This is a genomic window from Parabacteroides sp. TM07-1AC, assembly GCF_003480915.1.
Lineage (GTDB): Bacteria > Bacteroidota > Bacteroidia > Bacteroidales > Tannerellaceae > Parabacteroides > Parabacteroides chongii.
The window spans coordinates 257,488-280,527 of record NZ_QUKD01000002.1; the positions used below are offsets into that span (position 1 = coordinate 257,488).

The 23,040-nt window shown below is 45.8% G+C and carries 29 protein-coding genes; 16 read left to right on the forward strand and 13 right to left on the reverse strand.

Annotation, left to right across the window (positions count from 1 at the left end; translation table 11 throughout):
• The first annotated feature begins 56 nt into the window (after window positions 1-56).
• The gene (locus DXD68_RS24250) at window positions 57-230 is read left to right on the forward strand and encodes a hypothetical protein (RefSeq protein WP_199715433.1); all 174 of its coding nucleotides are present in this window, start codon (window positions 57-59) and stop codon (window positions 228-230) included.
• A gap of 205 nt (window positions 231-435) precedes the next feature.
• On the opposite strand, the gene DXD68_RS24810 is transcribed toward DXD68_RS24250, so the two are convergent.
• A complete protein-coding gene (locus DXD68_RS24810; RefSeq protein WP_410510709.1) occupies window positions 436-849 on the reverse strand; it encodes a helix-turn-helix domain-containing protein in 414 nt (137 codons plus the stop codon).
• Between the two features lie 540 nt (window positions 850-1,389).
• Here DXD68_RS24810 and DXD68_RS05815 point away from each other — a divergent pair.
• From DXD68_RS05815 to DXD68_RS05835, 5 genes are read left to right on the forward strand one after another with little or no spacing between them, the layout of a single operon-like run.
• Window positions 1,390-2,238 carry an aldo/keto reductase gene (locus DXD68_RS05815; protein ID WP_122360719.1) on the forward strand — a complete coding sequence of 283 codons (849 nt, stop codon included), beginning with the start codon at window positions 1,390-1,392 and terminating at the stop codon, window positions 2,236-2,238.
• A gap of 16 nt (window positions 2,239-2,254) precedes the next feature.
• A complete protein-coding gene (locus tag DXD68_RS05820; protein WP_122360720.1) occupies window positions 2,255-2,551 on the forward strand; it encodes a hypothetical protein in 297 nt (98 codons plus the stop codon).
• An 18-nt stretch (window positions 2,552-2,569) separates the two neighbouring features.
• Entirely contained in the window at window positions 2,570-3,433 is an 864-nt protein-coding gene (locus tag DXD68_RS05825) for an aldo/keto reductase (RefSeq protein ID WP_122360721.1), read from the forward strand.
• Between the two features lie 6 nt (window positions 3,434-3,439).
• Complete coding sequence (locus DXD68_RS05830) at window positions 3,440-4,189, forward strand: SDR family NAD(P)-dependent oxidoreductase (protein WP_122360722.1); 750 nt, start codon at window positions 3,440-3,442, stop codon at window positions 4,187-4,189.
• A gap of 26 nt (window positions 4,190-4,215) precedes the next feature.
• Window positions 4,216-4,773, forward strand: a complete 558-nt coding sequence (locus tag DXD68_RS05835; protein ID WP_122361080.1) for an NAD(P)H-dependent oxidoreductase — start codon at window positions 4,216-4,218, stop codon at window positions 4,771-4,773.
• 99 nt (window positions 4,774-4,872) lie between these two features.
• On the opposite strand, the gene DXD68_RS05840 is transcribed toward DXD68_RS05835, so the two are convergent.
• Both DXD68_RS05840 and DXD68_RS05845 read right to left on the reverse strand, forming a co-directional pair.
• The gene (locus DXD68_RS05840) at window positions 4,873-5,397 is read right to left on the reverse strand and encodes an acyltransferase (protein ID WP_122360723.1); all 525 of its coding nucleotides are present in this window, start codon (window positions 5,395-5,397) and stop codon (window positions 4,873-4,875) included.
• 8 nt (window positions 5,398-5,405) lie between these two features.
• A complete protein-coding gene (locus DXD68_RS05845; RefSeq protein ID WP_122360724.1) occupies window positions 5,406-6,314 on the reverse strand; it encodes a helix-turn-helix domain-containing protein in 909 nt (302 codons plus the stop codon).
• 330 nt (window positions 6,315-6,644) lie between these two features.
• Between DXD68_RS05845 and DXD68_RS05855 the strand changes: the two genes are divergently transcribed.
• The 4 genes from DXD68_RS05855 to DXD68_RS24815 all read left to right on the forward strand — a co-directional run bounded on the left by DXD68_RS05855 (window position 6,645) and on the right by DXD68_RS24815 (window position 10,316).
• Window positions 6,645-7,910, forward strand: a complete 1,266-nt coding sequence (locus DXD68_RS05855) for an MFS transporter (RefSeq protein ID WP_122360726.1) — start codon at window positions 6,645-6,647, stop codon at window positions 7,908-7,910.
• A 110-nt stretch (window positions 7,911-8,020) separates the two neighbouring features.
• Complete coding sequence (locus DXD68_RS05860) at window positions 8,021-8,854, forward strand: SDR family oxidoreductase (RefSeq protein ID WP_122360727.1); 834 nt, start codon at window positions 8,021-8,023, stop codon at window positions 8,852-8,854.
• Window positions 8,855-8,875: 21 nt separating this feature from the next.
• The gene (locus DXD68_RS05865; RefSeq protein ID WP_122360728.1) at window positions 8,876-9,481 is read left to right on the forward strand and encodes a flavodoxin; all 606 of its coding nucleotides are present in this window, start codon (window positions 8,876-8,878) and stop codon (window positions 9,479-9,481) included.
• Window positions 9,482-9,989: 508 nt separating this feature from the next.
• Window positions 9,990-10,316, forward strand: coding sequence for an RteC domain-containing protein (locus DXD68_RS24815; RefSeq protein ID WP_410510710.1), 327 nt, complete (start codon window positions 9,990-9,992; stop codon window positions 10,314-10,316).
• Window positions 10,317-10,555: 239 nt separating this feature from the next.
• Here the strand turns inward: DXD68_RS24815 and araJ are convergent, their stop codons facing one another.
• From araJ to DXD68_RS05895, 5 genes are all read right to left on the reverse strand, one after another.
• Entirely contained in the window at window positions 10,556-11,731 is a 1,176-nt protein-coding gene (gene araJ / locus DXD68_RS05875) for an MFS transporter AraJ (RefSeq protein ID WP_122360729.1), read from the reverse strand.
• A gap of 67 nt (window positions 11,732-11,798) precedes the next feature.
• Complete coding sequence (locus DXD68_RS05880; protein ID WP_122360730.1) at window positions 11,799-12,686, reverse strand: outer membrane beta-barrel protein; 888 nt, start codon at window positions 12,684-12,686, stop codon at window positions 11,799-11,801.
• Window positions 12,687-12,706: 20 nt separating this feature from the next.
• Window positions 12,707-13,180, reverse strand: a complete 474-nt coding sequence (locus DXD68_RS05885) for a hypothetical protein (RefSeq protein WP_122360731.1) — start codon at window positions 13,178-13,180, stop codon at window positions 12,707-12,709.
• Window positions 13,181-13,192: 12 nt separating this feature from the next.
• Window positions 13,193-13,720, reverse strand: coding sequence for a hypothetical protein (locus DXD68_RS05890; protein WP_122360732.1), 528 nt, complete (start codon window positions 13,718-13,720; stop codon window positions 13,193-13,195).
• Complete coding sequence (locus DXD68_RS05895; protein ID WP_122361081.1) at window positions 13,717-14,226, reverse strand: RNA polymerase sigma factor; 510 nt, start codon at window positions 14,224-14,226, stop codon at window positions 13,717-13,719. Before DXD68_RS05895 ends, DXD68_RS05890 begins: the two co-directional genes overlap by 4 nt.
• A 97-nt stretch (window positions 14,227-14,323) precedes the next feature.
• Here DXD68_RS05895 and DXD68_RS05900 point away from each other — a divergent pair, with 97 nt between their 5' ends.
• From DXD68_RS05900 to DXD68_RS05920, 5 genes are all read left to right on the forward strand, one after another.
• On the forward strand, window positions 14,324-15,004 hold the full coding sequence (locus tag DXD68_RS05900; protein WP_122360733.1) for a response regulator transcription factor: 681 nt from the start codon (window positions 14,324-14,326) through the stop codon (window positions 15,002-15,004).
• A 3-nt stretch (window positions 15,005-15,007) separates the two neighbouring features.
• Window positions 15,008-16,273 carry a sensor histidine kinase gene (locus tag DXD68_RS05905; RefSeq protein WP_122360734.1) on the forward strand — a complete coding sequence of 422 codons (1,266 nt, stop codon included), beginning with the start codon at window positions 15,008-15,010 and terminating at the stop codon, window positions 16,271-16,273.
• A 70-nt stretch (window positions 16,274-16,343) separates the two neighbouring features.
• Window positions 16,344-16,784: a PepSY-like domain-containing protein gene (locus DXD68_RS05910; protein WP_122360735.1), complete on the forward strand. Its 441-nt coding sequence runs from the start codon at window positions 16,344-16,346 to the stop codon at window positions 16,782-16,784.
• A 23-nt stretch (window positions 16,785-16,807) separates the two neighbouring features.
• Complete coding sequence (locus DXD68_RS05915) at window positions 16,808-17,656, forward strand: PepSY-like domain-containing protein (protein WP_122360736.1); 849 nt, start codon at window positions 16,808-16,810, stop codon at window positions 17,654-17,656.
• A 122-nt stretch (window positions 17,657-17,778) separates the two neighbouring features.
• Window positions 17,779-18,228 carry a PepSY-like domain-containing protein gene (locus DXD68_RS05920; RefSeq protein ID WP_122360737.1) on the forward strand — a complete coding sequence of 150 codons (450 nt, stop codon included), beginning with the start codon at window positions 17,779-17,781 and terminating at the stop codon, window positions 18,226-18,228.
• Between the two features lie 156 nt (window positions 18,229-18,384).
• Here DXD68_RS05920 and DXD68_RS05925 read toward each other — a convergent pair whose 3' ends face one another.
• The 5 genes from DXD68_RS05925 to truA are packed head-to-tail and all read right to left on the reverse strand — an operon-like array spanning window position 18,385 to window position 21,225.
• Entirely contained in the window at window positions 18,385-19,017 is a 633-nt protein-coding gene (locus DXD68_RS05925) for a DUF3256 family protein (protein ID WP_075556450.1), read from the reverse strand.
• 1 nt (window position 19,018) lies between these two features.
• Entirely contained in the window at window positions 19,019-19,303 is a 285-nt protein-coding gene (locus DXD68_RS05930) for a virulence protein (RefSeq protein WP_122360738.1), read from the reverse strand.
• Window positions 19,291-19,488, reverse strand: a complete 198-nt coding sequence (locus DXD68_RS05935) for a hypothetical protein (RefSeq protein WP_122361082.1) — start codon at window positions 19,486-19,488, stop codon at window positions 19,291-19,293. The genes DXD68_RS05930 and DXD68_RS05935 overlap by 13 nt, the downstream gene beginning before the upstream one ends.
• Before the next feature lie 43 nt (window positions 19,489-19,531).
• Window positions 19,532-20,428 (reverse strand): DMT family transporter, encoded by an 897-nt coding sequence (locus DXD68_RS05940; RefSeq protein WP_122360739.1) that lies wholly within the window; start codon window positions 20,426-20,428, stop codon window positions 19,532-19,534.
• A gap of 44 nt (window positions 20,429-20,472) precedes the next feature.
• On the reverse strand, window positions 20,473-21,225 hold the full coding sequence (gene truA, locus DXD68_RS05945) for a tRNA pseudouridine(38-40) synthase TruA (protein ID WP_122360740.1): 753 nt from the start codon (window positions 21,223-21,225) through the stop codon (window positions 20,473-20,475).
• A gap of 124 nt (window positions 21,226-21,349) precedes the next feature.
• Here truA and DXD68_RS05950 point away from each other — a divergent pair, with 124 nt between their 5' ends.
• Window positions 21,350-22,948 carry an aspartate:alanine exchanger family transporter gene (locus tag DXD68_RS05950; protein WP_122360741.1) on the forward strand — a complete coding sequence of 533 codons (1,599 nt, stop codon included), beginning with the start codon at window positions 21,350-21,352 and terminating at the stop codon, window positions 22,946-22,948.
• Window positions 22,949-23,040: the final 92 nt, after the last annotated feature.

Genomic DNA, 23,040 nt, shown 5'->3' on the forward strand with positions numbered 1-23,040 from the left:
AAACGACGTTGGACAGGAGCTGTTGTCGAACTGGTCGAGTTGATTAAAGAATGCGGATGGAAGATTCATTCAGACAGATACATAAAAGTTTCTTATCCGGAGCAAAGGACAACGGCAATGGTGCGGACGTGTATAACATGGAGGTCGTAATCGACCTCGCGTTCCGGCTGAATACCTACCCCAACGCACGACACCTCCGGTTGTCATTCAGTATAGGAACGGGCTTCTGAATTGAACCGGACAAACAAGGAAACGGGCAGGTGTTGAAGCTGCCCGTTTTTATTTTCAGTTGCTGCGAATAATTTTGCCCGTAGATCTTTGCATATAGATTGGCCTGTATTCGGACACCCTTAAATCCATACGGAGATACTAAAGCGGCGTCAATGAACTTCTTAAACTCACTAATATGTATCGTAAAACAGGGAATATCAAATTTTAGCGGACAGATATATCTTTCCTATACTCTGATGGTGTTATCTTCATCCTCTTTTGCACATACCGACTGAAATAAGAAACAGAGGAGAAATTCATTCGTTCGGCAATCGTAGTTAAAGACAACTCTTTTTGTCGCAGCAAGCGGGTAATCTCTTGAAGAGTAAAGCGGTCGATCCAATAAGTGGCAGGTTTGCCGCTTACCTTTTTACATATCTCCGACAGATAATGAGGTGTTATGCAAAGCCGGGAAGCATAAAAATCGAGATCTCGATTTCGGATATATTCGCCGTTATATAACAGTTCTATGAAATTTCGCAGTAAGACCGTAATACGCTCCGATACCTGCATGTTGTTCTGACTGCGTGCATGAATATCATAAAGGTCGAGGATGTGCGCCGTAAGCAGGCTTCCCATCAATTCTTCCCAAAACAGATGCTCTTTATCTTTCAGACGTTGCCGGATACAGCGCATTGCCTGTTCGCATACTTGAAAATCATGGGAGGAAAGTTTCATGACCGGATTCTGCAAGAGTGATAGATACCCAATAATGCCGTAATTGCTGCGAATAGCAATCGAGGAAACGAACGCATCCGAAAGGTTCATCAGGATACCTTGAAAGTCTTCGGAGTCCGAAAATTCCGATACGAGCGTGGCGTTGGGCAGAATTACATAATCCCCGGCCGCGATGTTATAACGGGTATCCTGAAATGTAAACCCCATATTTCCTCCGCTGCAAAGAATATGGATTACCCTTCCTGCATGTCGCAAGGCATTGAACTCCTGCAATGTATCGGCGAAAATAATCCCGTCGAAGTCTGTATGTGTCATTTCTCTTTCATTTCCTGCGAAAATAACAAAAAAACCACGAATAGTGAAAATTCCTCTCCGAATAATACAACAATAAAATGATAGGTACCCTGTAACTTTGCATCAGAATAAAAAACCATAAAGGATATGAAAAATGTAAGATTAAGCAATGGAGTAATGATGCCTGCTATCGGGTTCGGTGTCTTTCAGATTCCTGAAAACGAAACGGAACGAGTCGTGAATGATGCTATCGAGGTTGGTTATCGGAAATTCGACACAGCCGCGGCTTATTTCAACGAGGAACAGTTGGGAAATGCCATCCGGCAAAGCGGTATCAAACGGGAGGAGTTTTTTATAACCACCAAATTGTGGGTGCAGGACTACGAATACGACGATGCTCTGCGCGCTTTCGACCTCTCGATGAAAAAACTCGGATTGGACTACCTCGACCTCTATTTAATGCACAAACCATACGGGAATTACTATGCCGCATGGCGGGCGATGGAGCGGCTCTATAAAGAGGGACGTATCCGGGCTATCGGGGTTACGAGTTTCTCTAATGAACGCCTGCAAGACCTTTTCTTGCATAACGAAATAAAACCCGTCGTAAACCAGCTTGAAACGCATCCGTTTTTCCAGCAGCAGGCTGCCAATGCTTTCTTACGGCAGGAAGGCATCCAGCACGAAGCATGGGCGCCTTTTGCCGAAGGGCAGAATGACATATTCAACCATCCGACATTGAAAGCGATAGCAGAGCGACACGGTAAGGGCGTCGGAGCTATTATTCTTCGTTGGCTGAACCAGCGTAACATCGTAGTTATCCCGAAATCCGTACATAAGGAACGGATGATCGAAAACTTCAATATCCTCGATTTCACACTTTCAAAAGAGGAAATGGATGCTATCGCCCTGCTAGAAACGGGAAAAAGCCCCATCTACGACGATATGGACTTGCCTACGGTAAAAGGTATCGGGTTACATCGCATACACGAATAATTTATAAAAAAGAAATATGTTACGTCATGTATTTATCATCAACGTCAAGGAAGGAATTTCCGATGACGTGGTAGAACAAAAGATGGCAGAAATGCGTGCCATGAAAGAGAAAGAAACGGTTATTGAAGAGATCATGGTAGGTCGTACACGCGGACTGTTCGGGCGTCCCGATGCTGTGATGATGGTTGTCGATCTTAACGACAAGGCCGCTTTCGATGTGTTGATCCGGAGCCGGACACATACCGACATCGCGGAAAAAGCGGAAGAGGCTTTCGATATACAGAGCGCCGACATTGCTCAAATAGAATATTAACCCTTAAAACAGAATGATATGCAGACTGTAAAATTGAACAACGGCATCGAAATGCCGATATTAGGATATGGTGTATTTCAAGTATCGCCCGAAGAGTGCGAGCGTTGCGTACTCGATGCCATCGGCACAGGTTATCGGTTGATAGATACGGCGCAGGCTTATTATAACGAAGAGGGCGTGGGTAATGCCGTTGCAAAATGCGGCGTGTCCCGTGATGAACTTTTTCTCACCACCAAAGTCTGGATTACCAATGCCGGAGAGGAAAAGGCAACCCGCAGCATCGACGAATCGCTCCGTAAGTTGCGCACCGATTACATTGACCTGCTGCTTATCCACCAGCCGTTTAGCGACTATCCGGGAACATGGCGGGCGATGGAGAAAGCGGTAAAGGCCGGGAAAGTCCGTGCTATCGGACTCTCGAACTTCTATCCCGACCGCTTCGTGGATATGGCCGAATGTGCCGAAATAAAACCTGCCGTAAACCAACTAAAAACCAATGTATTCAGTCAGCAGTGGGACGCTGAAGCCGAAATGAAGCCCTATGATACACGTATCATGGCTTGGGCGCCGCTGGCACAAGGCGATCCCGACCTGCTGACCAATCCTGTACTGACGGCCTTGGCCGAACGATACAATAAAACGGTACAGCAAGTCGCCCTGCGTTACTTGGTGCAACGCGGCATCATCGCCATTCCGAAAAGCACGCACATCGAGCGAATGAAACAAAATCTGGATGTATTCGATTTCACCCTCACACCGGAAGATATGGAAAGCATCCGTCCGCTCGACAAACCTGCCGACTTCCGCTGGTCGCACCGTAATCCCGAACTTGTAAAATTCCTTCTGAATTACGACAAGCAATTTAATCCTAATAACAAATAATAGCCTATGTATAAGTCTTTGAACAACAAAGTCGCTCTTGTAACCGGAGCCGGGACGGGCATCGGAAGAGCTATCGTCCGACGTCTGGCCGATGAAGGCGCTAACGTATTGATCGTAGGCCGCACGGAAACGACACTTGCCGAGACAGCCGCCCATAGCGATAAGATAACCTTTCTTACTGCCGATCTTGAAGCGGAAGCCGGAATAGAATCTATTATTCAGACTGTCGGAGAACGATACGGTCGTCTCAATATTCTTGTCAATAATGCCGGATGGGCACCCGTCACCCCGTTTGCAACGATGAAAATCGAGGAATACGACAAGGTATTTGCCATCAACGTGCGTGCCGTCGTCATGCTGACCCAAGCCTGCCTGCCGATGATAAAGGCAGCGAAAGGCAATATCCTGAACGTCACGACAACTATGACAACCAATCCTATCGCGACGATGGCGAACTATGCTGCCTCGAAAGCTGCCGTCTATACCATGACACGTGCATGGGCGAAAGAGTTGGCAAAAGACGGCGTGCGTGTCAATTCACTCGGCGTGGGGCCCATCGAAACCCCTATCTACGGCAAGACCGAGCTTTCGGACGAGGCCGCGAAAGCCCACAAGGATATGGTAACGAAGAGCGTGCCTCTCGGGCGAATGGGACAACCCGAAGAGGTTGCCGCCGTCGTCGCTTTTCTGACAAGCGACGAAGCCAGCTTCGTAACCGGAGCCGACTATAAAGTGGACGGTGGTGTAGGTGCATAAAACAAACAACAATAAAAAGAATGAATATGAAAAATGTATTGATTATCAGCGGCCATACAAACCTTACCGCATCTGTAGCCAATAAAACGATTCTCGAAACCCTGAACGAACGGCTGCCGGAAGCCGAAATCGTAAAACTCGACGAACTCTATCCCGACTTCAAAATCGACGTGGAAGCCGAACAGCAGAAGTTGCTCCGGGCAGATATCATCGTGTTGCAGTTCCCCCTTTTCTGGTACTCCGCACCCTCCATATTGGAACGCTGGATGGAAGAGACTTTCCGTCACGGTTTCTCGCACGGAAGTACCGGAGACAAACTCAAAGGCAAGAAACTCGTTCTCTCGTTCACGACGGGAGCTCCTGAGGCGATGTATAGCCACGAGGGGGCGATGGGCTACACGCTCGACGAATTTCTGGCTTGCTACAAAGCAACCTGCCGACTCACGCAAATGGAGTATAGCGGCAGTGTTTATACCTGCGGTGTAAGTTATGGCAACCGTACCACACCGGAACTTATCGAGCAACAAAAAAATGTATCGGTAGTGCACGCTGAACGTCTTATCGAATTACTCGAAACACTCTGACGCTTGAAGACAGACTACATAATTTCGATAAAAATAAAGGGGACAAGATACCAATGCCATTGTCGGTATCTTGTTCCCTTTTTGAATAGATTGGTGGAATTATATTCGTTTAATCACTTTAGCCGGATTGCCACCCACGACCGTATTATCTTCAACATCTTTGGTAACGACAGCACCAGCGGCCACTACCGCATTTTCCCCGACCGTAATACCAGGGAGAATGGTAGCTCCTGCACCGATCCAGCAATTACGTTTCAGCCTGACGGGTTTGCAGGTCAAAATCTGATGGTCGTATAAATCGTGATTGTTCGAGATAAGTTGCACATTGGCGGCTACCATCACATCATCTTCGATGGTAATACCTCCGGCAGCCATAAAGAGCGAATTATTCATCACTACCACATTCCGACCTATTTTCACTCTATTACCCCGCACCACTGTCAGAGGAGACATGACACGACTTCCTTCACCTATATTTCCCATAAAGAGCTCCGACACAAGTCGGTTATATTCTTCGGTCATGGGCATAGTGTGGTTAATCTTAAAGCAAAGTTGCGCACAACGAATCCCTTCGGCGGGGTCGGCCTCTTCAGGCTTGCGCATGTCGATTCTAAATTCTTCCATATCCGTATTTACGCGGTTATTGCTTGCCCTTTATAATCATTCGGGGTTTGTCCCACCACTTTTTTAAACAACCGTGTGAAATGTTGCGGGTATTGAAAGCCCAATTCATAGGCAATCTGGCTGATGGATTTTTCCGGATTCAATATACGTTCTTTGGCTATATCCATAACCTTGAACTGTATGTATTCTTGGGCTGATTTTCCGGTCTCTTTTTTTATCAAGTCACCGAAGTAATTGGGCGACAAGCATAGCTCGTTTGCACAATACCTGACTGTCGGCAGGCCGTCTTGTTGTGCTTTGTCCGACTGGAAATAATCGTCGAGTAACGTTTCGAAGCGGGTTAATACATCGTGATTAATCCGCTCCCGTGTGATAAACTGCCGTTCATAAAAACGCAGGCAGTAATCCAACAGCAGTTCAATGTTGGTAGCAAGCAGCCGTTTGCTAAGACGGTCGATAGCGTGTTCCAACTCGTTCTGAATCTTCTCCAGACAGTCGAGAAACAATTTCCGCTCCCGCTCCGACAGATGCAGGGCTTCATTCACCTCGTATGAGAAATAGGAATACTCCCGGATGTTACGACCGAGCGATGTTCCCCGTATCAGTTCAGGATCGAAACAAAGCGCCCACCCTTGAGGCTGAAAAGTCTCTCCCGTGTCTTCCACCCCGATTACCTGTCCGGGAGCAAGACACACGACAGAGCCTTTCTGGTAATCGTAACGCTGACGTCCGTAAATCAACTCGCAATTCTTCTCGTCTTTCAGGAATACGACATAAAAACTGAAAGTGTGTTTCATATGTTTCATCGGCTTCGCTTTCGACAAGTCGATTACACTCACCAACGGATGCAGGGTCTCCACACCCAGCATATCATTATATTCTGTAACGGTTGTAATATTCAATAGTTCTTTATTCATTGCTTTGTTGTTTTTCTGACGGCAAATATAAGAATTACCTTGTTTACCAATATCACAAAAAGGTCAGAATCCGTAATTTCGGTAAGAGAATCTGTAATCCGTGTAAGACACTGGATTGCCAACGTAACACTTTGAATTTGTGCATGATAATAATCTGTAATATCGGTAAGCCAATCTGTAATCCGTTTAAGCTCCATCCCAAAGAACCCGGTTAATTTTGCAGCAGAATAAAGTATAACTAAAATGCTAAAAAGGAAGAAAAGATATGAAAGCGAATCCGATTTTATTGTTTTATTTCGGTATAGAAACCTATACGAAAGGAGGTAGAATATGGTAAATTACAAAAGACCTATTTTTCATTACGGTTATGTTATCGTGGGATGCTGTTTCCTGATCATGTTTGTCATCGTAGGATTGGTAATGAGTTGTGCGGGCATTTTCTATAAGCCGGTCAGCGAGGAACTGGGAGTCGATGTCGGTAAATTCGGATTATATATGTCGCTGAATTTTCTGTTTTCCACGCTGACGCTCTCTTTCGCTGGGAAACTGTTGGAAAAATACAGTGTCCGTGTAATCCTCACCCTCTGTTCTGCGATAATAGCCGCCACTTTCATGATGATGTCGCTGTTCAGTGCCGTGTGGCAATTCTATGTAGCGGGAGCCGTATTCGGTATAATGCTGGCTTTTTTACTCTATCTCGGATTTCCCACTCTGTTGAACCGCTGGTTCAAAACCCGTATGGGTATTTTTATCGGTATTTGCAGTGCCGGGTCCGGAATCGGGGGCGTACTGTTCAATCCGCTGGCGGGATTCCTTATTACGGAATATGGCTGGCGCATGACATACTTGATATTCGGAATTATAATAATGGTGATTGTTACTTCGATCTTGGGATTGCTCCTGCGCGACTATCCCGAAGATAAGGGACTGAAACCTTATGGAGAGATCGAATTGTCTGACACTGTTTCCTCTCGATCAGACGGTAAACAATCCACGGGAGATGGAGTCGAGTATGCCCATGCTGTCAGGATGCCTATCTTCTACGGGTTGATTGTATTCGCGTTTCTAATGAATGCGACGGCAACGCTTAACGTGTTCGTTCCGACGTATATGCAGGAAATTCTATTTTCAGTGGAGCAGGCATCGTTTGTAGCCTCCGCGGTTATGGTCGGTGTCACGGTCGGTAAAGTTTTGCTGGGAATGATAAACGACCGGAGCACGTTATATGGTATTCTTACAACCATCGGACTGGGTATATTGGGCTTGGTGCTGTTGTTGATGGGTCATGTCGGGATAACACTTTCCATTATCGGCGGTTTCCTTTTCGGTTGGGCTTACGCCGGAGTGACGGTACAGACGCCGATGTTGGTACGCTCTGTTTTCGGCAATAAGAATTATGCTCGGATTTACTCCAACGTATCGATGGCTATCGCCATAGGCGGGGCTATCGCTGCCGGGGGCTGGGGACTTTTAGCCGATGCAACTTCCTACGGTTTTATCTTTATTATGGGAATCGTATTTCTCGTGTTATCCGGTAGTATCGGTTTATTCGCCCTGCATATACGCCGTAAAAACATGAGGCGACAAGCAGTCTGACAATTCGTAATTTCGGTAAGATACTCTGTAATCGGGTTAAGGTCAGGTAATCGGTGATACCGTAATTTTGCAACTACTAAGAATAATAATTAAAGCAATAGATTTTGAAAATGAAACAAGATGTAATGATATTGACCGGAGCCGGTCAGATCGGTATGGCAATAGCCCGTCGCATGGGCTATGGAAAGAAAATAGTCGTGGGTGATAAGAATCCGGAAAATGCAGAGGATATTGCCCGAATCATGAATAATGCCGGGTTCGATGCAATACCCGTTGAAATGGATCTTTCATCCAGAGAATCCATATTGAGCCAGATTGCCGAGGCTCGGAAATACGGTGAGATTTCGATGCTTGTCAATGCGGCGGGCGTGTCGCCGTCGCAGGCTTCGATAGAGACCATATTGAAAGTGGACTTATACGGAACGGCCGTTCTGCTCGAAGAAGTCGGTAAAGTTATCAAAGAAGGTGGTGTCGGCGTTACGATTTCCAGCCAGTCGGGATACCGAATGCCTGCACTCACTGCCGACGAGGACGAGCAACTGGCCTGCACACCGACAGAGGAACTGCTCTCGCTCGATATTCTTCAACCTCAAAATATCCGGGATACGCTGCACGCTTACCAGATGGCCAAACGCTGCAACGTGAAACGTGTAATGGCCGAGGCCGTGAAATGGGGCGAACGGGATGCCCGCATCAACTCCATCTCTCCGGGGATTGTCGTAACTCCGCTGGCATTGGATGAGTTCAACGGGCCAAGAGGTGATTTTTACAAAAATATGTTCGCCAAGTGTCCGGCAGGACGTCCCGGTACGGCAGATGAAATTGCTAACGTGGCCGAGCTGTTGATGAGTGAACGAGGAGCGTTTATCACGGGAGTCGATTTCCTGATCGATGGCGGTGCTACGGCATCCTACTTTTATGGAGCGTTGAAACCCGAAAAATGAAACAATCAAATCAATGGAGTTATGAAAAATATAATATCAATTTTAATGATGCTTTGCGCGTGTGCATTTACCGCCCATGCGCAGGGTAATACATCTCAAACAACAGATATGAAAAACAGTAAGAAAGTGCTTGTGGTTTTCTTCTCCCGGACGGGTGAAAACTACGCGGTGGGAAATATCGAAAAGGGAAATACCCATATCATAGCCGAAATGATTGCGAAAGAGACCGGAGGCAAGTTGTTCCGGATAGAAACGGTCAAGCCTTACCCGGATGAGTACAAGGCTTGCGTGGAGGTAGCGAAAGCAGAGAAAGAGAGTAATGCACGCCCGGAAATAAAAGGCGATGTAAAAGTCGAGGATTACGATATTATCTTCTTGGGGTATCCCAACTGGTGGGGAGATATGCCGATGGCAGTCTATACCTTTATCGAGAAGCATAATTGGAACGGGAAAACTGTCGTTCCGTTCTGCACGCACGAGGGCAGCGGGCTGTCGGATACGGAACGTAAACTGAAAGATGCCTGCAAAGGAGCTACGGTAAGTGCAGGGCTTGCCATAAAAGGCACAACCGCACAAAACTCGCAACCGCAAACACTGAAAACAGTACAGACGTGGTTGCTAAAATGAGTTTTGATAAATCTGTTATTAAATAATTTATGATTCTTATTATAATCCAGAATAACAAATATTTAACTGTAATAGAAAAATGAAGAATAAAAGCATATTCTCTCTACACAAAGCGATACAACCTATTCGGCGAAAAATAAAATAGCATATAGCTGTTCGCTTTACAAGAAATAAATCTCCACCGAGTCTCACTTCAACAGATTCGAAGAAACTGATTTATTTACTTATAAAAACGAACATTTATGACCCATCATATCACGGCGGATCGTTTGGTAGAATCCGCCCTCATGCCGTCACGGAAGAGCTGTTCCGCGACTTCGATAACACACTCCGCGCCCTCTGCGATGAGGAAGCCGACCGCAAAGCCGTTTTTCGCACTCTGCGTTATGCGCGTATCCGCCTGCGCGTATTATACGGATATATCTCGAAAGAGGAAACGCCGGAGAGTTGTACTCAAATTCGGTTTCTGCATATCGTTATCGGATATATCGACACGGAGTTGGAGATATTGAATCGCTACGGAGATACTTACCCGCCGAAACCTCATGTATGTAAACGGCGTTGGACGGGCGCCGTTGTCGAACTGGTCGAGTTGATATATGCCTTACACGAGATGAAACGTATCGACGACGGGGAGATAGCCATGAACGAATTGGCCGGATTCTTTGGCGAGTTGTTCGGCATTCGCCTCGATGCGCGAAGTCTTTATGACGCTTATACCGACATCAAACGGCGCAAGGGCGAGAGCCGTACCTATTTTCTCGACAAGTTGCGCGAGCGTCTGAACCTGCGGATGCAACGCGACGATGAAAAAGAACAGGAGCGGCGACGCTGATTAAATAATGCGGATGGAAAGTTCTGTCCGCATTATCAGTATATTTACGTTCGTCGATTTTGCTATTTCCAAGAAAAACGCTATATTTACATAGAGTTATTCGACGAGATGCAAAGCGCAGCAGTTCAGCGCAGTTACACGGTCGCTAAATCGTTACTGACATCTTTCTTAATCTTCACTCTACGCTGTCATTCAGACAGATACATAAAAATTTCTTATCCGATACAAAGATAAATAATTTAGACCGGAATACAAGTTGCCGAAATACGTCGACATTCAAACCTACGGCTAAAATAACTTAACAGTAAAAATCCCGCCAAAGCCGAAGCCGCCCCCGGAAGAGCCGCATATTGATAGCTGTAACCAGCTTCTATGGGCAGTCCGCCGCAATAAGCCCCCAGCGCATTCCCGAGATTGAAAGCGATCTGCACGCTTGCTGCTCCAAGCATCTCTCCCCCTTTGGCATTCTGTATGAGCAGCAACTGCTGCGGCGCCGAAACGGCAAACAAACAAGTCGTGCCGACACACATCAACAAGACGGACATCCACGGATTGGCCGACCAAAAGAACAACATCAGTAAAGCCAGACACATCACCCCCTGCGTAACAGCCGCCACGCGTCCCGGAGTATAAAAGTCGGAAAGCTTCCCTCCCAACATATTACCGATGCACATACCCAACCCGGCGAGCACCATGATAAAGGTCATGTCGGTAACAGGAACACCGGAAACCTTCGTAAGCAACGGTGTGATATAACTGTACAGGCAAAAGAACCCGCCGTTACCGAACATCGTAGCAAAGATCAACAACCACGGAGCCGGATTGCGCAGAAAACGGAACTGTCCCTTAAACCCATTATCTGGCAAGGCAGCCACGTACGGCACCCACCGCCAGATAAACCAAAACACCACCAGTCCCCAGCAGGCAGCACCGAAGAAGGTAGCCCGCCACGAAAGAGCATGACTTATATAAGTACCGAGCGGCACAGCCAACAGGTTTGCCACCGTCATCCCGGAGATCATAATAGCCACCGCCTCCGACTTCTTCCCTTCCGCCGCCAATCGTTCCGCCACGATAGAGCCTACACCGAAGAAGGCCCCGTGAGGCAATCCGGAAATAAACCGCATCGCCATCATCGTCCAGTAGTTAGGTGAAAGCGAGACAAACAGATTCCCGACAATAAAGATAGCGACCAGCGCAAGCAGGATCTGCTTCAACGGTCGTGTACGGGCCAGTAAAACCAGTAAGGGAGCGCCGGCACAAACACCCAGCGCATAAGCGGAGATAAGATGTCCGGCACTGGGGATAGATATACCCAGGTCATTCGCTACATCGGGCAGTATCCCCATCATCACAAACTCGGACAAACCGAGCCCCAGCGTACCGAACGCCAGGGCGATAAGACTTTTCTTCATAACCGATAACCTAAACTTTTCGGGCGCAAAGTTAGCACATCATCGGGAAAAAGAGATTAAAATTATGTTATAAGTGTATCTGCAACCCGAAAGAAACCGGATGGAGTGCCGGCCCTTTATTGTTCTCGAACATTTCGATAGGAGAATATTTGCAGTAAACGCCCATACAGCCGACACCCGCCTGGAAAAGGAGATCCATTGTCACGGGACGCAGGTTCATGCCGCCATCCATCTTCTGCTTCCTGGTCTTTCCACTTCCGTCTTCATAAACAATTTTGGATGAAGAGGTAGTCTTGATTACGGCGACAACACCACCGGAGATAAAGAAACGTGGGCGGTGCCGTACCTTCTTGGTCTGCCACTCCAGTAGGACGGGAATGGTGACACTGGTCATATTCAACTTGCTTTTCTTATAGGTGATACCATCGGCGGCAGGAACTAACTGAGTGACACCGTCCACCTCCTGAAAATGAACATTCCCGTCGATGCGGTAACGGTTCCAGCGCAGACCGGCACCGGTCACTACCGCCCAGTTGTAGCGGGAGAATGGAAGGCTAAATTCCATAAAGTTAAGATTGTATTCCAGCGAGTTACCTTTGCGCAGGGACACATCGTCTCCTGTAAAGCTGTTGAAGCCCATACCGAAGCCCGCCCAGTGTGCGGAGAAATCACGATCCCAGGTAGGAAGAGGAATGTTAAGCGTCTTGATATGTTTGCGTCGCTCGTAGCTCTGCCCGTCACGGTATTGTCCTTCGAAGACCATTTCGTCGTCTATCTCGGTGCCGTCTTCCTGTTCTTCATAAACGCGGACTTTCATCCGGTCGCCGTTATCCTTTACTTCTATGCGTTTCTTTTCCAACCGGAAGATTGTATCGGCCGGCATTGGTCCGGCTTCGGCAGCCAGCAAGCCCATCACAGGGAGAAAGGCTGCCACGATCAGTAATAATCTTTTCATCTTTGTATTGTTTTATTCGTTTATAAATCTTTTTTGGTGAAGAGGATCGTGATCAGGTCGTCGCTGTCCAGATCTCCTTCGATATAAACCAGGGTAATCACTCCTTTGGAGCTGACCTTGAAGAGGACAAAGCGGTTGATGTCTGCCTCCTTACCGGGTAGCTGGTAGTAGGCGGAGATAACGCCGCCGTCGTCGGTCACTTCCTTGATCTTCCGGGCCCCCTTCTGATCGGCTTCCAGGCATTGGCGGGTGAAGCGCAGGGCGTCGGGATCGTTCTTGATCGTGATGCTCTTATACCGGGTCATGCCGTAAGTTTCGAGCATCTCGTTGGATAGTTCGACCATCGTTACATTTTTCTTCCGGCCGTAACGCTGGAAAACATCCTGTATTTTCAGGTCTTTTTGCAGAACCTCTGCATCTGTTGCCCCTGCTCCGAAAGGCAGCAGGAAAAGGGCTGCCAGCAATACGAGTAATGTGTATCTTATCTGTTTCATCGCTACATGTTTTTATTCGTCTTCACTAAATATGGAACCGAGTTCCTTTAACTGGTTATCGATAATCCGGCGGTCGGCTTCATCGCTGTCTTCCTCGGGAAAATATTCGTCAGCAGGAGTGGCCACCTCATGCAACGCCTCGAAAGCAGAAGACCGTACCTTATGGATATCGGTATAACACCGACCGTTTATCACTACATAATTATCCGAACAGAAACAGGGGTCGGTCGGATACAACAATTGGCTGATCCCCAGCAGTGCCACCACACAAGCTGCCACCGTAGACAGAAGATATACGATCGACCGCCGGCTCATCGCAAAACGCTTCACAGCCGGTGTCGTGGCTGTCACCTCCGCCCATATCTCTTCTGCCGGATCGTGCTGCGCTGCAATCTCCTCATCAAAGTATGCGAACAGCGGACGGTAGGCGGACAGATGTTCCGGAACGTTCGCCCCTGCAAAGAAACGGCGGAGTTCGCGTTCCTCGGCTGCCGAAGTTTCTCCTTCAAAATACCGGTTTAATACCTCTTCTATATTCATAACTGCTCCTGTTTGTTTAACTGTAAAAATTGTTCCCGTATCTTTTTCCTGGCCCTTGAAAGGTTGCTGCGGACGGCTTCGATGGCTGATCCTGTTATTTCCGCGATCTCGGACAGTTCGTAGCCTTCCACGTCTTTCATCCGGATGATAGTCTGCTGCACGGTGGGCAACCCGGCAATCAGTTCGCGGATACGGGCGGCGGCATCCTTTTGTTCCAACAGCTCTGCCGGCGAACGACTTCCCGAGTCGATCGACAAGGTGTCGATGTCGGGGCCTTCCGGACGGCGTGCTCTCAGTTTATCCAGCGTCAGATTCTTGGTGACTTGCATCGCCAGGGCTTCCACACTATGATAACCGTCCAGCTTCTCGCGGATATACCAGAGCTTCAGGAAAGCCTCCTGCACGATATCCTCGGCGTCGGCTCTCTCCTGCGTCAGTTTCAGGGAAAAGTTGATCAGCTTTTCCCGGAGTGGCAGTACGGTTATTTTAAACGTTTCAAGTTCCATTCTGTTTATATGACGGCAAAGGAAAGAAAACATAACATCAATATTCCAGTTTTTTGCCAGAATTATTGCATAACTTTGTAAACAAACAAGATAGCTCATGAAAATTCTGATTGTAGAAGACGAAGATTCTTTACGTGAAATAATGATCCGTTCGTTGGAGAAGGAGCGTTACGTCGTGGAAAGTGCCGCCAACTATAACGAAGCATTATTGAAGATCAATGATTATGATTACGACTGTATCGTGTTGGACATCATGCTTCCAGGTGGCAGCGGGCTCGATCTGCTTGAAGAGCTTAAAAAGATGCGGAAGAAGGATAGTGTCATCATCGTCTCTGCCAAAGACTCGATCGAAGACAAAGTGACGGGCCTCGACCTGGGTGCGGACGACTACCTGACGAAGCCGTTCCACCTGGCAGAACTGAATGCGCGTATTAAATGTATCATCCGCCGCAAGCAGCAGGACGGCGAACTGCATATCAACCTGTCCAACATCACTGTCTATCCGGATCGTCGTGCCGTATATATCAATGAAGAGGAACTGGCTTTGAACCGGAAGGAGTTCGACCTGCTGTATTATTTTGTCACCAATCCCGACCGTCTGATCAGTAAAGGAGCGCTTGCCGAGTCCATCTGGGGGGATTATATCGACCAGGCGGATAGTTTCGACTTCATCTACAGCCAGGTGAAGAATCTGCGCAAGAAGTTGAAGTCAGTCGGGGCTGTCCCGGAAATAAAGGCCGTATACGGTTATGGCTACAAAATGGTAAATGAAGAATAGCCGATGAAACTGATCCACTATACATTCCGCAACCTGTCCATCCCGTTGCTGATCATTCTAACGGCGTGGGCATGTTGTTTCTATTTCGTTATCATGCATGAAATAGACGACGAGACCAACGACAGCCTGGAAAATTACAAGGAGATCATCATCAAGACGGTACTTGCCGACAGCACGCTCCTGCATGACCATGTGGATATAATGACTAAATATTATATCCGCGAAGTCCCCGAATCAGAAGCCGATCTGGATAAAGACGAGTTTTTCGATTCAACAACTTACATCGAAATAGAGATGGAAGATGAACCAGTACGTGTGTTACGCACCTGGTTCATGACAGCCGACCGGAAATATTACGAACTGACGATCGAAACCTCCACCCTCGAAAAAGAGGATATGGCGGAAGCAATCTTTGTGAGTATCATTATTCTATATGTAAGCCTTTTGTGTTGCATCCTGCTGGTATCGCATTTCGTATTCAAGTCCAGTTTCCGCCCGCTTTATACGTTGGTAAAATGGTTGAAAGAATACCGGCCCGGAAAACAACAGGCTCCATTGATAAACCAAACCAAGGTGGAAGAGTTCAAGATACTGAACCAGGCTATCCAGACGGCAACCAACCGGAGCACGGAAATGTATAACCAGCAAAAACAATTTGTAGAGAATGCTTCTCACGAGCTGCAAACCCCGCTTGCCATCTGCATGAATAAACTGGAACTGCTCAGCGAAAACCCCGACTGCACGGAAGAGCAACTATCCGAAATAGCCGGGATCAACCATACGCTTCGGGGCATCATCAAAATGAACAAGTCTTTGCTGCTTCTTTCGCGTATCGACAATAAACAGTTCCCCGATACTTCCGAGATAGACTTCAATAAACTGATCGATAAATATTTGCCGGACTTCGAGGATATGTATGAATACAAGAATATACATATCACCTATACCGAAACCGGTACATTAATATATACAATGAATGAATCGTTGGCCTCTACCCTGCTCAGCAATCTTTTAAAGAATGCTTTTATACATAATATAGAAAGCGGATCGATCGCCATTTCGGTAACCGGCCGGACACTGACAATATCAAACAGCAGTGAAAGCACCGGACTGAATGAAGCGACCTTATTCAATCGTTTCGAAAAGCAAACGCATAAGAAAGAATCGACAGGATTGGGATTAGCTATCGTTAAGTCGATCACCTCCATTTATGGAATAGATATAAAATATAAGTACGATGGCTTGCATAAATTCATTTTAACATTCTAATGGGGTGGTTTTCCCAAATCTTTCCCAAATGTCTCCTTTTCTTTGCAGTATAAATTAAAAGAAGAATGTTATGAAGAAGTTTGGATTAATTCTGGCCAGCCTGTTATTATCTGTCATGGCCATTTTCGCTGATAACGAAAAGGTAACAAGAGACAAATCGGTTTTGCCTTCTGTATGTCGGAATTTCATCACTGCCAATTTCGGACAAACGGATATTTCGCATATTAAGATCGAGAGTAATCTATTGGGTGTTAAAGGATACGATGTCATCCTGACGAACGGAACAAATATCGAGTTCGACAAGTCCGGTGAATGGAAAGAGATTGAAGCGCGTCACGCATCTATCCCATTAAGTGTTTTACCGGAAAGAATAGCGGATTATATCCGGAAAAACTTTCCCGACAATACTGTTGTTTCAGTAGATAAAGATACACGTGAATATGAGGTCAAGCTAAACACAGACCTCGAACTCAAGTTCGACCGTAACGGCAATTTTAAAAAGTTTGATTAATAACAGAACAAAAAGAAAGAAATATGAGAACAAAATTATCTGTATTAGCATTAGTAATGTGTGGTTTACTGGCTTTTACAAGCTGTGATGATGATGACAACAACTACCTGCCTGACCAGACAGTCACTAAGGCATTCGATACCAAATATCCGGATGCAGGAAAAGTGGAATGGGAAACCAAGAGCGGCTACGAAGTGGCAGATTTTCATATAAGCGGCAACGATGCAGAAGCTTGGTTCGACAATAAAGGCAACTGGTTGATGACAAAGACCGAAATCAATTTCGGCCTGCTTCCGGAAGCCGTACGCAAAGACCTGCGGGCCAATGAATATGCCGATTGGAAATATACTGACTTCGATAAGCTCGAACGTTCCAATGCAGCCACAATATATGTGATCGAAGCCGAACAGGGAGAAAAGGAAGTCGATCTGTATTATGCCGAAGACGGCACGCTCATAAAAGTAGTCAACGATACCGACGATGACAACAGCCACTTCCAACCGACTACCATTCCACAGGCTATCACAGACGCAATCAACGAAATGTATGCAGGTGCCACTATCGTCGATTTCGACCAGGAAAAGAATGGCTTCGAGGTGGATATTCTTCACAACAGCATTTACAAAGACGTATATTTCAATGCTGCCAATGAATGGATTTCTACCGAATGGGACATCACGGAAGATAAAGTACCGGCTATTGTCATGAATGCCCTCAAAGCTTCCGACTATAAAAATTACCGGATCGAAGATATAGATCAGATCGAAAAGCCGGCAGGAACATTTTACCTGTTTGAACTGGAACAGGGCGACAATGATGTTGAAGTAACGATCAGTGCCGAAGGGAACATAGAGAATGTCCGCAAAGATTAACTATGTAAAAAGAACTTTGTAGATAGTCTATTTGTTTCTTACGAGAATAAACTGCACGAATACAATGGCTGAACCTCCATTGTGTTCGTGTTTTCTTTTATAAACAATTAAAATTAAACGTCATGAAAGAAAAACTATCTGTTTTAGCTATTCTCGTATGTTGTATTTCCCTGTTTACCGGCTGCAATGATCATCAGAAGAAAGTAAATAAGACCGTCGAAATCCCACAGGCTCTCCAAAACTTTATCTCTACCAAGTATCCGCAGGCTACAGTCCTGAAGTTCGATCAGGAAAAGAAGGGCACAGAAGTGGATATAAAAGACAAAGACATTAACAAAGAGGTTGTATTCAATGATAAGAACGAATGGATAAGCACCAAATGGGACACTCGTCCGGAAGATGTGCCTGTTGCCGTGATGGATGAACTGGCCAGCTCCGCCTACAATCAATACAAAGTGTTGGAAGTGGATGCGATAGAAAAACCGGCAGGTATGTTCTATACATTCGAACTGAAAATGGATAATAACGAAGTAAAGCTGACTTTTGACGCGGAGGGACAACTCGTGGAGTAACGGGCAGTTTATATTATCTGTCGAAAGCCTTACCAATAAAGAGACAGTGTCCTGCCAGCGGTAATAGTAAAAGGTTAAATACACAGTAAAAAAGTAGCCTCCCCAGTAAGGTAAAACACTTTATAGAGGAGGCTATAATTTATAAAGTATAATCGCTTATTTGAAATGGAACTTCTCCCAGGTATATACTTTCGGAGACTCTTTTATAAAAGGCGTTACATTCTTTCGGTCCTCCCGGCTAAGATACAAGGGAGTTGTATACGTGGCCGTCAGTGTCAGGTTATCGGGACTTAAACTGTACTGTATCAGATCCATATCCAAACGGGATGTAGCATCTAGAAAGGCGGTACTGTTCTTATCCGCATCCTCTTTCATAAACCAATCGGCAGAAACCGGAGTGAACAAATCAGAAGCAGCCAACGGTTCCCATTCAGTAGTAAAAAAGTCTACCTGGCTGTCAGCTACCGGACCATTCACCGTTTTCACCATACAAATCACATTCGTATTATTCACTAACGGCAATAACTTCATTTCGATAGTACTCCGTTCGGTAGCCTGCAGCAATAAATAATCAGAGGTCAGCTTCTTCAAGGTAGAAAAGCCATTCATCGTATTTTTCAAACGGGCTTCCTTACCCGATTTATACAAATCGATTAAATCTTTACGCCAGGCATTTTCCAGTTGAGGAATATTACTGTCCGGCATGGATACAAATAAAGCATCCATCTCCTGCGCTTTCACCCCAAAAGCAAAAGCACAAATCAATATAGAAAAAATAAGTCGTTTCATTCTATTTGCCATTTTTTATAATATCAGTAAAATCAGACCAGTCTTCAACTTTAAAGGCTCTGATATCTCTTACCGACTTTCTAAACCACTCAATACCCGACAATGCATTGATTGCCTGATAAATCGTAGCCAAATTATTATCAGTGGATAAGTACACACTCCCCTGTGTCCAAAGAAAACCATATTGTTTCAATACAGCTCTCACTTCAACATAAGCATTATTGTAAGGTTCTCCATAGTTCTTTTTAAGGTCACCTATGGTTAAATCAAAAGCTATTGCATACATAAGCCAGTCTTATTTATCGGTTTAAAGAAACGAAGTTGACCGAAGAACATACGCCCGTCATCTGCCTTTATAGTGATAACTGTTCCGTTAAAAGGATTGTCTTCCACATCTGTAACAACCCCGGCAAGCCAGTCATCCAAACCTGTAAGATCAGGTGAAACCTGTACTTTATCTCCTGTTTTCATATCCATATACTATTTTGTATGTACAAAAATAATAGAATAACCTTTAGCGTGTACCCAGATATAAGAATATCATTCCTAATAATACTAAAAAGAGATCTATCGCCTTGCTCTTTAAGTTTTTTTCATGGAAGAAGAGCGCTCCGGCGACAAAAGTGACCAACACATTGCTACGGCGTATCATGGATACGATCGAGATCATTGAATCGGGGAAGCTCAGAGCATAAAAGTAAATCCAGTCGGCAATGATCAGGAAGACGGAAATAAAGACGATATTCCAGAGCCAAACAAACGGTGTACTCTTTTTCCGCTGCGGATACCATAACAATAACAGGATCGGCAGCATGATCAGACATTGATATACATTAAACCAGACCTGTACCGTCATCACATCCATACTCCCCATCAGATACTTGTCGTATAAACCGCTCATAGCACCGGTCAGGATAGAAATCACCGTGAAAAAGATCCATTTATTATGGGTGAAATTAATCCCCTCTTTCTTTCCGGAAGAGGAAAGCATATAAAAAGAAGCGATCGAAAGCAACACACCGATCCATTGGTACAGATTCAGCCGTTCACCGAAAATAACCATCGCACCGACCAGCGTAAGTACCGGCTGGGTCGCCTTGATCGGTCCGGTGATTGTTAGCGGTAAATGCTTCAATGCAAAATAACCGGAGATCCAGGATGATAATACGATTACCGCCTTAATCAACACCGCTACATGTGTTTCAAAGGAAACGCGCGGAACATAAAACATCGTACCGTCCAGCACATTGGTGTAGAACGATAAAAGTATGAAAGGAACGAAGATAAGACTGCTTATCAACGTATTCAGAAACAACACCGGAATTACGGCATTCCCATTCAGGGAAATCTTCTTATTCACCTCATAACATCCCAGCAGGAATGCTGAGGCAAATGCTAATGCTACCCACATAACAGTTGACAGTTGATAGTTGACAATTGACAGTTAATAGTTTATTATACTTCAAAAAGGGATTCGGGATACGTGACGTTTACCAGGAAAAGTGCATGACCGGGAACAGATCCCCCGGCTTTACATCTGTCTTTTGCCTCTATAACTTTACGAAAGCCATCGATTGTCAGTTTTCCCCTGCCTACTTCCAGCAGCGTACCCACTATCGCCCGCACCATATTGCGCAAGAAACGATCCGCCTGCACCGTAAACACCCAAACATCCCCCTCCTGTTTCCATCCCGCCTGATAGATCCGGCAGTTATTTGTTTTGACATCCGTATGCAACTTGCTGAAGCTGGTGAAATCGATGTAATCGAACAACACTTTACAGGCCTCGTTCATCGCCTCGAAATCCAGTTTCCCATTCATCCGGTAGACCAGATCGTAATTAAACGGATCCTTCCGGGTAGTGACATAATATTTATACGTACGCGAAGTAGCATCAAAGCGGGCATGTGCCTCCGGTTTGACAGGCACGACACGATAAACGGCAATATCTTTCGGAAGCAAACGGTTCAGCTTCTCTGCCAGGAAAGCCGGATCAGCAAGCGGTTCGTCCCAATCAAAATGAGCCACCATCAGCCGAGCATGCACTCCCGCATCCGTACGCCCTGCCCCGACTACCGGAACCGGCCGACGCAACAACGTAGCCAAAGCCTCCTCCAGGCATTGTTGCACGGTTAAGCCATTGGGCTGTATCTGCCATCCGCAGAAATTCTTACCATTATAACCTAAATAAATAAAATAACGATTCACGCGCAGGATATTTACTTCTTAATAATTCGCTGCAAAGGTAACAGAATTATCGCCGGGAGATTGCCTATACGTCTAAAAAAGTGTACTTTTGCACTCTCAAATCTACACAATAAAACTATTTGACATGTTTGAAACATTGCTTCAATCGTCTTATTTTTCTTTGTTTCTGATCGTTGCATTAGGATTTATTCTGGGCAGGATACAGATCAAAGGGCTTTCACTAGACGTTTCTGCCGTTATTTTTATTGCACTTTTGTTCGGGCACTTCGGAGTAACTATCCCCAAGGAATTAGGTAACATCGGTTTGGTACTATTCATTTTCACCATTGGTATCCAGGCTGGTCCCGGATTCTTCGATTCTTTCCGTTCAAAAGGTAAAACACTGATTATCATTACCCTACTTATCATCGGATCAGCCAGTCTGACAGGAATCATTTTTAAATATGCCCTTGGCATCGATACCCCGAGTATCGTCGGACTGATTGCCGGAGCACTGACCAGTACACCCGGTTTGGCGGTAGCCATCGATACCACCCAATCTTCTTCAGCCTCTATCGCCTATGGTATCGCCTATCCTTTCGGCGTGATCGGTGTGATTTTATTTATCAAATTATTACCCAAAATACTCCGTATCGATTTGAATGCCGAAGCACAGGCACTGGAAGCCAAACGGAAAAGCAAATATCCCCCGCTCCATACTGCCGCATTCCGTATTGTCAACAGCAATATCTGCGATAAGACACTGGCTCAATTGCAACTGCGCAGCATGACAGGAGCTGTTGTTTCCCGCATCAAACACAATGAAAAAACATCTATCCCTACAGCTAATACGGTTTTAAAAGAAGGAGACCTGATCAAGGCCGTCGGTAATGACAAATCGCTGGAACAGCTGGAGATATTAGTGGGTGAGCGTATCAAGGGCGACCTTCCTTTTAACAGCACACAGGAACTTCAGTCCATGCTTGTCACCAACAAGAATGTATTAAATAAAACCTTAGGATATTTAAACCTGCAAAGTACTTTCAACTGCACGGTAACACGCGTTCGCCGAAGTGGTATCGACCTTCCTCCCGAACCGGATCTGACTCTGAAATTTGGAGACAAACTGATGATTGCCGGAGAAAAGGAAGACTTGAAAGAAGTGGGACAGGTACTCGGTAATGACGAGAAGAAACTTTCCGACACCGATTTCTTCCCTATCGCAGCAGGTATCGTATTAGGAGTATTATTCGGAAAACTGAATCTCTCCTTTTCCGACTCATTCTCTTTCTCACCGGGACTGACCGGAGGTATCCTGATGGTGGCGCTTATTTTAAGTGCAATCGGAAAAACCGGACCGATCGTCTGGTCTATGTCAGGTTCCGCCAACCAGTTGTTACGTCAGCTGGGATTGTTATTATTCCTGGCTGAAGTAGGAACATCAGCCGGTGTCAATCTGGTATCCACCTTTCAGGAAAGCGGTTGGACGCTATTCGGGGTCGGAATGGCGATAACCATGGTTCCGATGCTCATCGCCCTCATTTTCGGATACTGGGTATTTAAAATCAATATCCTCGACCTGATCGGTACAGTTGCCGGAGGTATGACCAGTACCCCTGGACTGGCTGCTGCAGACTCTATGACAGACAGTTCGGCTCCAAGTATTGCCTATGCAACTGTTTACCCTATTGCAATGGTTTTCCTGATTTTATCTATTCAGTTGATCGCAAATCTGATTGTCTGAGAAAAAGTATAAATAAAAAAGGGTCTTGTCTGCTTGATTTTTGGTAGACAAGACCCTTTTTCACGTTTTTTTATTTTATATTTGCAGATACC